Origin of the sequence: Sphingopyxis sp. J-6, from assembly GCF_046603995.1 — a bacterium.
In the GTDB taxonomy this organism is placed as follows: domain Bacteria; phylum Pseudomonadota; class Alphaproteobacteria; order Sphingomonadales; family Sphingomonadaceae; genus Sphingopyxis.
The window spans coordinates 4056285-4068883 of the sequence record NZ_CP145810.1 but is presented as its reverse complement, the minus strand read 5'-3'; the positions used below and the strand labels follow the sequence as shown (position 1 = coordinate 4068883).

Sequence of the window (12599 nt, the reverse complement as noted above, 5' to 3'; positions counted from 1 at the left end):
CGCCATGCCGGACCGTCTCGTCTTCTTCGGCGAACTGCTGATCCGCCTCACCGCACCGGGCAACGAATTGCTGATGCAGTCGCCGTCGCTCGCGCTCCATGTCGGCGGGGCCGAGGCGAATGTCGCGGTCGGGCTCGCCCATCTCGGCCACGATTGCGCGATGGTGAGCGCGGTCCCCGGCAATGCGCTCGGGCGCGGCGCGATCGCGGCGGTGCGCGGCGCGGGCGTCGATTGCGGCGCCGTCGCGACCGGCGCGGGGCGCATGGGGCTCTATTTCCTCAGCGTCGGTGCCGGGCTGCGCGCATCCGAGATCGTCTACGACCGCGCCGGATCGAGCTTCGCCGCAAGCGGTGCGGAGGATTATGACTGGGACGCGCTACTTGCCGGAGCGGGGTTGCTGCACCTGTCGGGAATCACCCCCGCGCTCGGGCCGCACCCGGCCGCGGCGGCGCTGGTGGCGGCGCGCGCGGCAAAGCGGCTTGGCGTGCCGGTCAGCTTCGACGGCAATTACCGCGCGATGCTGTGGCAGGCGTGGGACAGCGATCCGCGCGCGATCCTCAGCGAACTGATCGGCCTCGCCGACGTATTCTTCGGCAACCACCGCGACCTGTCGCTGGTCCTCGGCAAGGATTTCGGCGGCGAGGGCGAAGACCGGCGGCGCGAGGCGGCGGAGGCGGGCTTTGCCGCGTTCCCCGGCCTGCGGATCATCGCCTCGACCGCGCGGCATGTCCTTACCGCCGACCATCACCGCGTCGCCGCGCGCGTCGACCGCCGGGACAGCGCACACCAGACCGGCGAGGTCGACGTGACCGGTATCGTCGATCGCATCGGCGCCGGCGACGCCTTCGCCGCCGGGGTGCTCCATGCCTGGCGCGCGGGCGGCGATGCGCGCGCGATGGCCGAAACCGGCCTCGCGCTCACCTGCCTCAAACATTCGCTGCCCGGCGATGCCAGCCGTTTCGGCGCCGCCGATATTGCGGCGTTCCACGCCGGCGGGCTCGACGTCAGACGTTGAGCCCGCTGGCGCCGGGTTGCGCCGCAAGTTGTACGACAATGGCGCTTGACATCGATCTGGCAATGCGTCACCTGTTACTGACACCGGTTACCTGAATCGGTCAATGAGACGATATTATGGGGGAGAGGGCGTCCGGCCCGTCGAAACCGACGGCCCTCCGCTTACTCTCGAAAAAACAGGGGCAAAAGCGCGCCATTGCCTTTTGTCCGCAAGAGTAACCGGTGTCATTTCTTGCTTCGGCGGAGATGCGCTGCGAAAGGGAGGACCATATGGCTATTCGGGTGAAGCGGGGCGGCGCATTGACGGCGAAACTGGCGGGCGGCGTCTCGCTCGCGGTGCTGATGGCGGCACCAGCCTATGCGCAGGAAGCGGGCGCGGACACGCCCGAAGGCGAAATCATCGTGACCGGCATTCGCGCGTCGCTCGAGCGTGCGGCCGATATCAAGCGCGAGGCAGGGCAGGTGATGGACGTCATCACCGCCGAGGATGTCGGCAAGCTTCCCGACGCCAATGTCGCCGAGGCGCTGCAGCGCGTTACCGGCGTCCAGATCACCCGTGTTTTCGGCGAAGGCCAGTCGGTGTCGGTGCGCGGGCTGCAGCAGGTCCGCGTCGAAGTCGATGGCCGCACCCTGCTCGGCTGGTCGGCGCGGCTGTCGCCGCCCGAGAACGACCAGCTCGGCCGCTCGTCGGGGCTCGATTCAGTGCCATCGAGCCTGTTCGGCCGCCTCGAAGTGCGCAAGTCGCCGCTCGCCAGCCAGGCCGAGGGCGGGCTGGGCGGCACGGTCAACCTTGTCACCCCGAAACCGCTCTCGTTCAAGGAACCGACCGCCTCGCTGCGCGTGCAGGGCGTCTATTCGGAGAACAGCGACAAGTTCGAACCCGCGATCACCGGCTTTGCGACGACGAAGTTCGCCGACGACCGTATCGGCATCATGATCGCGGGCGAATATCAGAAGCGCACGTCGGTCACCCAGGCCTTCGAGCGCAATAATTTCCTTAATCGCAATTATACCGCCGGCGGCGTTACGACCGTCCAGCCGACCCCGGCGCTGCTGCAATATGAACAGTTCACCGTCGACCGTTCGCGGCTCGGCCTCAACGGCGCGATCCAGTTCGAGGTGACGCCCGAATTCACGCTCACCGCCGATGCGCTCTATTCGAAGCTCAAGACCGGACGCCGGCAGGACTTTTTCGCGTTCCGCCTGCCGACCGGCGCCAATCCGGTGACCGATGCGGTGGTCGAGGACGGCATGGTCGTTGCGGGCAACGCCAACGGCACCGTCACGACCGCGGGGCAGATCCGCAACGAGCCGACCGAAAGCTTCCTCTACGGGCTCAACGGCAAATATGAGAGCGGCGGGCTGACGATCGAGGCCGACGGCTATTACAGCAAGGGCACGATCGACCAGACGATCCAGATCATCACGCTGCAGGCGGCCGCGCCCGTGCCCGGCGCCTTCGATTTCCGCGACGACACCATCCCGTCGCTGACGCTCGGCGGCACTTTCGACCCCGCCGATTATGCGTCGTACAATCCCGCGAACAACGGCGTGCGCAGCAACCGGCTGATCGGGCTGCTCGAGGAATGGACCGGCAAGCTCGACGTCAGCTACGAAACCGGCGGCGGCGTCACCATCGCCGCCGGGGTGCGCTATACCGACCTGCACGCCCGGTCGAACGCCTATCGCAGCCAGGTGACCCCGACCCGCGCCGAGCTCGAGCCTTATCTGAAGCTGATCGACGCGAAGGATTTCCTGCCCGACATCGCGGGCAGCTTCCCGCGCGGCTTTCTCAGCACCGCGCCGACCTTCGACTATGTCTTCACCCGCGCGCAGGCGGCCGAACCCAATCCCGATGCGAACGGCCGGTCGACGCTGCTGCCCAACCTCCAGCGCGATTATGACTTCAGCGAACGCACGCTCGCCGCCTATCTGATGGTATCGGGCGAGGGCGAAATATGGGGCATGCCGTACAAGGCGAATGCCGGGGTGCGTATCGCCAGCACCCGGCTGTCGGTCGATAGCTATGTCAACGTCGGGACGGTCAGCACCCTGCGCAACGACAAGAACCGCTATACGAACGTCCTGCCCAGCGCGAACATCGCCTTCAACGTCACCGACAATTTCCTGGTCCGCGTCTCGGGATCGCAGACGATGCAGCGCGCGTCGATCGCCGACCTTGCGCCGTCGACCTTTTTCAACGCGACGAACCTGTCGGTCACCGGCGGCAATGTGAACCTCAAGCCGCCGATCTCGACGCAGGCCGATGTCAGCTTCGAATATTATACGGGCAAGAGCTCGCTGATCTCGGGCGCGGTCTTCTATAAGGATGTGCAGGATTTCATCGCCAGTTTCGTGACCACCGGCGTCGACCTCGACCTCGACGATCAGGGGCGCGAGCTCACCTTCTCGCGACCGGAAAACCTCGCCAGCGCCCGGATCAAGGGGTTCGAGATCGGCATCCAGCAGTTCGCCGACTTCCTGCCCGCGCCGTTCGACGGCCTCGGCATCATCGCCAATTACACCTATTCGGACTCGGAGGATAATGCCGGCTTCCCGCTCGTTGCGGTGTCGAAGAACAGCTACAACCTCGTCGGCCTCTATGAAAAAGGCCCTTTCTCGGCGCGCATCGCATATAATTACCGCGACGAGGCGGTGTTCGAATTTTCCGAAGGCCGGCCGAGCTTCATCGGCGCGCGGTCGCAACTCGACGCCCAGCTCGGATTCGACCTGACCGAGAATTTTGCCCTGTCGCTGCAGGCGCAGAATCTGATGCCGAAAAAATCGGCGACGAGCGAATATAGCAATTTCAACCCGACCGCGCTCAATAGCTATGCCCTGTCGGAGCGTCGCTTCTCGGTCGGCGTGCGGGCGAAATTCTGATCCCCCTCCGGTGGCGGCACCGTCCACGCCGCCACCGGAACCGGATCGTCAGGAGATGGGATAGTGAAGATATCGGGTCATCGGCGCGCGCGCCTCGCTTTCGGTGCTGCGCTCGGCGCGCTGCTGGCCTTGCCGGTGCAGGCCGAACCGGCAAAGCTGCCCAAAATCCTCTCCGACCCCGCGACGATGGCGGCCAACCCGCTCCCCGACTTCTCCTACGCCGGCTATGGTTTCGGCCTCGCGCCGCTACCGGCCGACGCGGGGACGATCGTCGACGTCACCGACCATGGCGCGATCCCCGGCGACGGGCTCGACGATACGAAGGCGGTGCTGCGCGCGCTCGCCGCCGCCAATGCGGTGAAGGGCAAGGTCACGCTGCGCTTCCCCAAGGGACGGACGCAGATCACCGAAGTGCTGCGCATCACGCGCAGCGATATCGTCCTCGCCGGCGCCGGCGAGGGCCCCGGCGGCAGCGAACTCTGGTTTCCCCGGCCGCTGAAGCTGATCGACAACAGTCATGATTATGACGAGCTGCGCGCCTATCTGGTGCGCGAGAAGAAATATCAGGTCGAGCCCGAGAACAACATCGACTATCTGTTCACCGAATATAGCTGGGCCGGCGGGATGATCACCGTCGGCCCCGACAAGACGCGCGCCGTCTCCTATGACGGCAGCAAGGACGCGCGCGACCCGGTGCTGGCGCGCGGGGTCGCGGGAAAACAGTTCGGCCGCACGCTCACCGTCGACGATGCCGCAAGGCTCAAGGCCGGCGACGTCGTCCAGCTCCAATGGTTTTCGGTCGACGGGCCCAAGAGCGCGATATTGAAGTCGCTCTATGGCGACACCGACCTGCCGATCGGATCGCATCACTGGTCGTCGCCCGACCGCCCGGTCGTCGTGCAGGCGACACGCATCGCGGCGATCCGCGGCAAGACGGTAACGCTGGGCGATCCGTTGCTCCACGACGTGCGCGCCGACCAGCCCGCGGTGCTCGCGAACTGGCGGCATCTCGAACATGTCGGCATCCAGAATCTGCGGCTGCAATTCCCCGCAGCGCCGGCGTTCGGCCATCATCTCGAACAGGGTTATAACGGCATCTATATGACCGGGGTCTTCGACGGCTGGGTCCGCAACCTCGTCATCGACCGGTCGGACAGCGGCATATTGACCGACAATGCCGCCAGCCTGACGATCGCCGATGTGACGACGACGGGCGATCGCGCCGCGCATTATTCGGTGCATGTCGGCGCAGTGCACAATGTGCTGGTCCGGGATCTGAAGGTCGAGAATCCGGTGATCCATCCGCTCAGCGTCAACACGCGCTCGACGCGCTCGGTCTTCCTTCGCTCGACCGTCGCGCAGGACGGCGTGATCGACGAGCACAGCGGATCGAACCACCAGAATCTGTTCGACCAGGTGACGCTGCATATTGATCCGAAGCAGGACAAGGGCGCGTGGCGCTACCGGCTGTGGATGGGCGGCGGCGCGCCTTACTGGAAGCCGGGGCACGGGCTTTACAACACGCTGTGGAACGCGCGGCTGGTGATCCCCGGCGCGGTTCCCGCAGATGCCGAGGTTGCGATCGTCAGCGGGCTCGAGGGGCCGGGCGAGCGGATCGTCGGGCTGCACGCGAACCGCCGGATCACGGTCAGCTATGACCCCGCGCCCTATATCGAGGCGACGGGCATGGCGTTCGATGCGGTGCCCTCGCTCTACGATTATCAACTGGCGCGGCGGCGGCGCTGATCCTCACCGCCCGGGCGGCGCGACCGACTGGCGTTCGACGAAGGTCGAGGTAAGTGCGGCGGGATCGGGGTCGATGGCCTTGGCGCCCGCGCCGAGGAAGTCGGGGACAAGGAGCTGCGCCGCGCGCACTCCCATCTGGCGGATCGGCCAGCGCACCGTGCTCAGCGCCGGCCAGATGTGCGTCGCGGTCGGCGAATCGTCGAAGCCGATGATCGACAGCGCGCCCGGCACCGCGATCCCCTTGCCATGCGCGACGCTTATCACACCGGCCGCCATTTCGTCGTTCGAACAGAAGATCGCGGTCGGCGGTTCGGCAAGCGCCAGCAATTTTTCGCCCGCCTCGACCCCGGCAGCATAGCGGTAATTGCCGGGCGCATAATGATCGTCGGCAAGGCTCAGCCCGGCGTCGGCGAGCGCCTCGCGGAAGCCCTTTTCACGCTCGGCCGCCGAACGGAAGCCCTCGGGCCCGCGCACGAATCCGATGCGGCGGTGGCCAAGGTCGACGAGCCGCCGCACCGCTTCCTTGACGACGTCATGGTCGTTCGACGCGACGCAATGTTGCGGATCGTCGAGCGGCGCCGATCCGACGCGGACATAGCGTACGCCGAGCGTCTCGCAGAGCGCGGCAAGATCGTCATTCTCCGAAATCGGCGGCAGCAGCATCGCGCCGATCGGCCGCTGTTTTTCGAGAAAGGTGCGGACGTCGTCGAGCATCCGGTCCGACCCCCGGTCGACCGGGCGGACGAGCAGCGCGAGATCGCTGTCCTTGATCGCGTCGAGTACGCCCTGCTGAAAGTTCAGCACCGTCTGCGCATTGGGGTTGTCGTGGAGCAGCGCGATCAGGAAATTGCGGCGAAAAGCGAGTGCCCGCGCCTGCGGGTTGGGGACGAACCCGAGCGTCTCGATCGCCCCCTGAACGGCCTTGCGGGTCTTTTCGCTGATGAATTCGGACCGGTTGATGACGCGGCTGACGGTCTTTTTCGATACCCCGGCGAGCGCCGCCACATCATTGATCGTCGGTTGTTTGCCGCCCGCTTGTCCCGCCATGACTCCAGCTTTCCTCCACAGGCCTTGCCCGGCGCGCCGCACCGTGTCCCACCACTTTGGCCTGTCGCTTCCCTGATGGGCGCTCGGTTGGGCAAAATCAACCGCAACAACGGCTATTTGCTTGCTTTTGACACCGGTGTCTTTTAAGCCTCGTCGCGGAAGAGGAAAAAGCAGGCCCATGGCAGCGACCACCGAACAGAAAAATATCGCCGCAGCGTTCCTCGCCGCGCGGGCAAAAAAGACACCGCTTACCTCATATCCCGGCGCGATGCCCGAAACGATGGCCGATGCCTATGCGATCCAGGATGCGGCGATCGCGCTCGACGGGCGCCGCGTCGGCGGCTGGAAGGTCGGGCGCATCGCCGCCGATCTCGTCGGCCGCTATGGCGAGAACCGGCTGACCGGGCCGATCTTTGCCGACGAAATTGTCGGGGACGCAAGTGCAGCCCGCCCCGCCATGCCCGTCTATGCAAGCGGCTTCGCGGCGGCCGAAGCCGAAGTCGTGCTGTGCTTCGGGACGGTCGCGGACCATGATTATGACATTGCATCGGTGCGCGACTGCATCGCCGAGGTGCGGACCGGCATCGAAATCGCCAGCTCGCCTTTTCAGGGTATCAACCGCCACGGCCCTGCGGTCACCGCTTCGGACTTCGGCAACAACAGGGGGCTGGTGCTCGGGCCGCCGCTCGCCGGTTGGCAGGACAGGGACCTGATCCACATGCCGGTCGAGTTCGCCATCGATGGCGAAACCGTCGGCGCGGCGACGATGGAAACGATGCTCGACGGCCCGTTCGGATCGGCGCTGTTCCTGATCCGCACCCTCCGCGCGCGCGGGATCGCGATCCCGCCCGGGACCTGGCTGTCGTCGGGCGCGATCACCGGCATCCACGAAATTCGCCCCGGCCAAAGCGGGGAAGCGCTGTTCGACGGAAAAATCCGCGTCGGTTGCACGATTAGCGATTAAGGAAAAATCGGGAGAGAATCATGGCAGAGGCAAGTGCGGGCGAAGCGGCGGCGGCGCCGACGCCCCGGGCGGGACGTTACCGCTGGCTGATCGTCGGGGTGCTGTTCGCGGCGACCACGGTCAACTACATCGACCGCACCATGCTCGGCCTGCTCGCGCCGACGCTCGGCGATGAGCTCGGGTGGACCGAAAATGATTATGGCAACATCGTCACCGCCTTTCAGGCCGCCTATGCACTCGGCTTCCTCGCGATGGGTTGGCTCATCGACCGTTTCGGTCCCAAAGTCGGTTATGCGATCGCCATATCGATCTGGACGGTCGGCCATGTTGCGCACGGCTTCGCCTCCTCGGTCGCGTCCTTCATGATGGCGCGCGTCATCCTCGGCGTCGGCGAGGCGGGGCATTTCCCCTCGGTCGTCCGCGCGGCGAGCGAGTGGTTCCCGCAAAAGGAACGCGCCTACGCGATCGGCTGGGTCAACAGCGCGACGACGATCGGCGTCATCCTGACCGCACCGACGATCGCGCTGTTCATGCGCCTCCTCGGTTTCGACTGGCGCGAAACCTTCATCTATACCGGTGCCTTCGGCGTGATCCTGCTGCTGCTCTGGCTCTGGCTCTACAGCAACCCGCGCGAAAGCGGGAAGGTGAGCGAGGCGGAACTCGCGTGGATCGAGCATGACCCGCCCGAAACGGTTGGGCGCCTCGGTTGGGGCGCGATCGTCACCAAGCGCGAGGCATGGGCCTATGCGATCGGAAAGTTCCTGACCGATCCCGTCTGGTTCCTGATGCTCTTCTGGCTGCCCAAATATTTCAGCACCACCTACGACGTCGATCTCAAGGTCGTATTGCTGCCGATGATCATCATGTACCTGCTCTCGGACATCGGCAGCATCCTTGGCGGCTGGGTATCGTCGAAGCTGATCCAGACCGGCCGCAGCGTGAATTTCGCGCGCAAGGCGACGATGCTCGGCGCGGGTTGCTGTGTGCTGCCGTTGCTGTTCGTCTCGGGGCTCGACAATATGTGGCTCGCGGTGGTGCTGATCGGCATCGCGCTCGCGGGGCATCAGGCCTTTTCGTCGACGATCCTCTCGATCCCGCCCGACATGTTCCCGAAGCGCGCGGTCGGATCGGTGATCGGGCTCGGCGGTTTCGCGGGCGGTGTCGGCGGGATGATCATGGCGAAGTCGACCGGGCTCGTGCTCGATGCGACCGGGGGCAATTACACGGTCATCTTCGCGGCTTGTACCGTCGTCTATTTCCTCGCCGTGCTGGCGATCCACCTCCTCAGCCCGCGCCTCGCGCCGGTCAGCGTCGAAAGCGTATGACGACCCCGCTGATCCTGCATCCCGACCGGCTGTTTCCGTCCGATCCGGGGCAGCGCGATATCGCCCGGCGGCTGTACGGCGCGGTCGCGGACCTGCCGATCGTCAGCCCGCACGGGCACACCGACCCGGCGTGGTTTGCGGACAATGCGCCGTTCGGCAACGCCGCCGAACTGCTGCTGCATCCCGACCATTATATCTTCCGGATGCTCTATTCGCAGGGCGTGCCGCTCGAAGCGCTCGGCATCGGCAACCTGCAGGCCAATCCCCGGGAAAGCTGGCGGCTGTTCGCGCAACATTATCACCTCTTCCGCGGCACCCCGACGCGGATGTGGATGGACTGGGTGTTTGCCGAGGTGTTCGGGTTCGATGTCCAGTTCGCCGCGGCGACGTCGGACGATTATTACGACCGCATCACCGATGCGCTGGGCGCCGACGCCTTCCGCCCGCGCGCGCTGTTCGACCGTTTCGGGATCGAGGTGATCGCGACGACCGAAAGCCCGCTCGACACGCTGGCGCATCACGCCGCGATCCGCGCCGCCAACCAAAGCGGCGAATGGGGCGGGCGCGTGATCACCGCCTATCGTCCCGATCCCGTCGTCGATCCCGAGTTCGAGGGTTTCGGCGACAATCTCGCGCGCTTCTCCGAAGTGTCGGGCGAGGACGCGTTCAGCTATGCCGGTTACCTCGCCGCCCATCGCAATCGCCGCGCCTTTTTCGCCGAAATGGGCGCGACCTCGACCGATCACGGGCACCCGACCGCCGCGACTGCCGACCTGTCGGACGCCGAGGCCGAAGCGCTGTTCGCGCGGGTCACCCGAGACCAGGTCAGTGCCGCCGACGCCGAACTGTTCCGCGCGCACATGCTGACGGTGATGGCGGGGATGAGCCTCGACGACGGGCTGGTGATGCAGATCCACCCCGGCAGTTTCCGCAACCACAATCCCGCGCTGTTCGCGCGCCATGGCCGCGACAAGGGCGCCGATATTCCGATGCGCACCGACTATGTCCATGCGCTGCGCCCGCTGCTCGCGCGCTACGGCAATGAAGCGGAGCTGACGATCATCCTCTTCACGCTCGACGAGACGAGCTATGCGCGCGAACTCGCGCCGCTCGCCGGCCATTATCCGGCGCTGCGGCTCGGCCCAGCCTGGTGGTTCCACGACAGCCCGGAGGGGATGCGCCGTTTCCGGGCGCAGGTCACCGAGACGGCGGGATTCTACAACACCGTCGGTTTCAACGACGACACGCGCGCCTTCCTGTCGATCCCCGCGCGCCACGACGTCGCGCGGCGGATCGACTGCGGCTTCCTCGCCGGGCTCGTCGCCGAACATCGCATGGAGGAATGGGAGGCCACCGACCTCGCGGCCGACCTTGCCTGTAACCTCGCCAGGAAAGCATATCGGCTGTGAGGCTGTCGCCCGATACGACGCTGCCCGCCGCGGTGCAGCGCCCGGCCTATGACCGGTACGCGCAGGCGACGGGGATCGTCCATCTCGGCATCGGCGCCTTCCACCGCGCGCATCAGGCGGTCTACACCGACGATGCGATGAATGCCGGCGACCGCGACTGGGGGATCGTCGGGGTGTCGCTGCGCTCTCCCGATGTCGCGGCGCAGCTCGGCCCGCAGGACGGGCTCTACACGGTGAGCGCCCGCGGCGCTGCGGGCACGCGGCTGCGCCTGATCGGTGCGGTGCGCAAAACGCTCGTTGCCGCGGAGCATCCGCAGGCGGTGATCGACGCCATCGCTGCGCCCGCGACGCATATCGTCAGCCTTACCGTGACCGAGAAAGGCTATTTGCGCCGCCCCGACGGATCGCTCGACCTCGCGGGGGCAGTCGGCGGATCGAGCCTCTATCGCTTCGTTGCGGCCGGGCTCGCGGCACGCAAGGCGGCGGGGCTGGGCGGGCTCACCCTGCTCAGCTGCGACAATCTTGCCGGCAACGGCGCGGTGCTGCGCCGGTTGATGCGCGAATATCTCGCCGCTTATCATCCCGGCCTCGCGTCATGGTTCGACGGCGAATGCACCTGTCCTGCGACGATGGTCGACCGCATCGTCCCCGCCACGACCGGCGCCGACCGCGCCGCCGTCGAAGCCGCGCTCGGCGCCCGCGACGAAGGAGCGGTCGTCACCGAAAGTTTCAGCCAGTGGGTGATCGAGGATGACTTCGCCGGCGCGCGCCCGCGCTGGGAAACGGGCGGCGCCGAATTGGTCGCCGACGTCGCGCCCTATGAAACCGCAAAGCTGCGGCTGCTCAACGGCGCGCATTCGGCGCTCGCCTATATCGGGCTCGGGCGGGGTCATATATTCGTCCATCAGGCGATCGCCGATCCCGATATCCGCCCGGTCATCGAACGGCTGATGCGCGAGGAAGCGGCGCCGACGATCGCCGCGGCGCCGGGTCAGGACCTTGCCGCCTATGCCGACGCGTTGCTGGGTCGCTTCGCCAATCCGGCGCTCGACCACCGGCTCGCCCAGATCGCGATGGACGGCAGCCAGAAGATTCCGCAGCGCTGGCTCGAAACGCTGGCCTGGCATCAACAGCGCGGGGCGCAGTGTCCTTCGCTCGCGGCGGCGGTGGCGGCGTGGATCGCTTTCCTGCGCAGTGGCGAGCCCGTCGAGGACCCGCTCGCCGACCGGTTGCGCGCCGCCGTAGCCGGGCCGGATGCGATGGCAAGGCTGTTCGGGGAGCGCGGACTGATCGCGTCGGACTGGCGCCCGGCCTAGGCTGGCACCAGCAACCCCCGGCTCTCGCGCACCTCGGCGTCGAGCCAGTCGATGAACGCCCGGATGCGCGGCTGCGGCGCGACGTCGCGGTGGAGCGCCAGCCAGAAGGCGCGCGCGATGACCTGTTCGGGCCGCACCCGCACCAGCCCGGGATCGCCCGCGGCGATGAAGCAGGGAAGCACGCCGACCCCGGCGCCGCCCGCAATCATCCGCCGCTGCGCGAGGATCGACGACGACCGCACGCTGGCGCGCAGCCCCGGTTCGATCTCGTCGAGATAATCGAGTTCGGGCGCATAAAGAATATCGGGCATATAACCGATCACCGGAATCCCCGCGCGCGACAGCGGCGCCTGTCCGACCGCCTGTTGCCAGTCGGGCCGGCTCGCGGGCGCATAAAGGCCGAGGCTGTAGTCCGACAGCTTGCGCGTGATCAGCGGGCCTTTTCTGGGCCGCGCGAGCAGCACCGCCATATCGGCCTCGCGCCGCGAGGGATTGAGGAAACCCGACGAGGCGACAAGGTCGATCTCGAGCTCGGGATGCGCGGCGACGAAGGTGGCGAGCCGCGGTGCGATGAAACTGTTGCCGAAGCCCTCGGTCACGCTGAGCCGAAGCTGTCCCGACAATCCCGCCCGGCCGCCCGGCGCCATATGGACGCGTGCCGCCGCCGCGGCCATCGCCTCGGCATGCGGGACCAGCGCGCGTCCCGCCGCGGTCAGCACGAAGCCCGTCGGCGCGCGTTCGAAAAGCGTCTGGCCGAGCGCAGCTTCGAGCGCGCTGACCCGCCGGCTGACCGTCGTCGCGTCGACATGCAGCGCCGCCCCGGCGCGCGCGAGGGTGCCGTGCCGCGCGACGAGCAGGAAATATTGCAGCCTGTCCCAATCCATATGCTGCAAAT

General features: G+C 66.7%; 9 protein-coding genes. 7 read left to right on the top strand and 2 right to left on the bottom strand.

Translation table 11 applies throughout. The features are described 5' to 3' along the window. Window positions 1–4 precede the first annotated feature (4 nt). From V6U71_RS19305 to V6U71_RS19295, 3 genes are all read left to right on the top strand, one after another. The gene (locus tag V6U71_RS19305; RefSeq protein WP_411339952.1) at window positions 5–1015 is read left to right on the top strand and encodes a sugar kinase; all 1011 of its coding nucleotides are present in this window, start codon (window positions 5–7) and stop codon (window positions 1013–1015) included. Between the two features lie 269 nt (window positions 1016–1284). After that, window positions 1285–3897 carry a TonB-dependent receptor gene (locus tag V6U71_RS19300; protein WP_411339951.1) on the top strand — a complete coding sequence of 871 codons (2613 nt, stop codon included), beginning with the start codon at window positions 1285–1287 and terminating at the stop codon, window positions 3895–3897. A 63-nt stretch (window positions 3898–3960) separates the two neighbouring features. Continuing rightward, the gene (locus tag V6U71_RS19295; protein WP_411339950.1) at window positions 3961–5643 is read left to right on the top strand and encodes a hypothetical protein; all 1683 of its coding nucleotides are present in this window, start codon (window positions 3961–3963) and stop codon (window positions 5641–5643) included. 3 nt (window positions 5644–5646) lie between these two features. Here the strand turns inward: V6U71_RS19295 and V6U71_RS19290 are convergent, their stop codons facing one another. Beyond that, window positions 5647–6690, bottom strand: a complete 1044-nt coding sequence (locus V6U71_RS19290) for a LacI family DNA-binding transcriptional regulator (RefSeq protein WP_411339949.1) — start codon at window positions 6688–6690, stop codon at window positions 5647–5649. Between the two features lie 178 nt (window positions 6691–6868). Between V6U71_RS19290 and V6U71_RS19285 the strand changes: the two genes are divergently transcribed. Genes V6U71_RS19285 through V6U71_RS19270 form a run of 4 tightly spaced genes read left to right on the top strand, consistent with a single transcriptional unit; the run spans window position 6869 to window position 11704 of the window. Further along, complete coding sequence (locus V6U71_RS19285) at window positions 6869–7654, top strand: 2-keto-4-pentenoate hydratase (RefSeq protein WP_411339948.1); 786 nt, start codon at window positions 6869–6871, stop codon at window positions 7652–7654. A gap of 20 nt (window positions 7655–7674) precedes the next feature. Beyond that, window positions 7675–8979, top strand: coding sequence for an MFS transporter (locus V6U71_RS19280; protein WP_411339947.1), 1305 nt, complete (start codon window positions 7675–7677; stop codon window positions 8977–8979). Continuing rightward, window positions 8976–10388: a glucuronate isomerase gene (gene uxaC, locus V6U71_RS19275; RefSeq protein WP_411339946.1), complete on the top strand. Its 1413-nt coding sequence runs from the start codon at window positions 8976–8978 to the stop codon at window positions 10386–10388. The genes V6U71_RS19280 and uxaC overlap by 4 nt, the downstream gene beginning before the upstream one ends. Further along, the gene (locus tag V6U71_RS19270) at window positions 10385–11704 is read left to right on the top strand and encodes a mannitol dehydrogenase family protein (RefSeq protein WP_411339945.1); all 1320 of its coding nucleotides are present in this window, start codon (window positions 10385–10387) and stop codon (window positions 11702–11704) included. The genes uxaC and V6U71_RS19270 overlap by 4 nt, the downstream gene beginning before the upstream one ends. Here V6U71_RS19270 and V6U71_RS19265 read toward each other — a convergent pair. Further along, complete coding sequence (locus V6U71_RS19265) at window positions 11701–12588, bottom strand: LysR family transcriptional regulator (RefSeq protein WP_411339944.1); 888 nt, start codon at window positions 12586–12588, stop codon at window positions 11701–11703. The genes V6U71_RS19270 and V6U71_RS19265 overlap by 4 nt on opposite strands. Window positions 12589–12599 lie beyond the last annotated feature (11 nt).

Bases quoted from the DNA above. Each gene is read 5' to 3' on its own strand.
- V6U71_RS19305 (WP_411339952.1), top strand. From the start codon at position 5: ATGCCGGACCGTCTCGTCTTCTTCGGCGAACTGCTGATCCGCCTCACC.
- V6U71_RS19300 (WP_411339951.1), top strand. From the start codon at position 1,285: ATGGCTATTCGGGTGAAGCGGGGCGGCGCATTGACGGCGAAACTGGCG.
- V6U71_RS19290 (WP_411339949.1), bottom strand. From the start codon at position 6,690: ATGGCGGGACAAGCGGGCGGCAAACAACCGACGATCAATGATGTGGCG.
- V6U71_RS19285 (WP_411339948.1), top strand. From the start codon at position 6,869: ATGGCAGCGACCACCGAACAGAAAAATATCGCCGCAGCGTTCCTCGCC.
- V6U71_RS19280 (WP_411339947.1), top strand. From the start codon at position 7,675: ATGGCAGAGGCAAGTGCGGGCGAAGCGGCGGCGGCGCCGACGCCCCGG.
- uxaC (WP_411339946.1), top strand. From the start codon at position 8,976: ATGACGACCCCGCTGATCCTGCATCCCGACCGGCTGTTTCCGTCCGAT.
- V6U71_RS19265 (WP_411339944.1), bottom strand. From the start codon at position 12,588: ATGGATTGGGACAGGCTGCAATATTTCCTGCTCGTCGCGCGGCACGGC.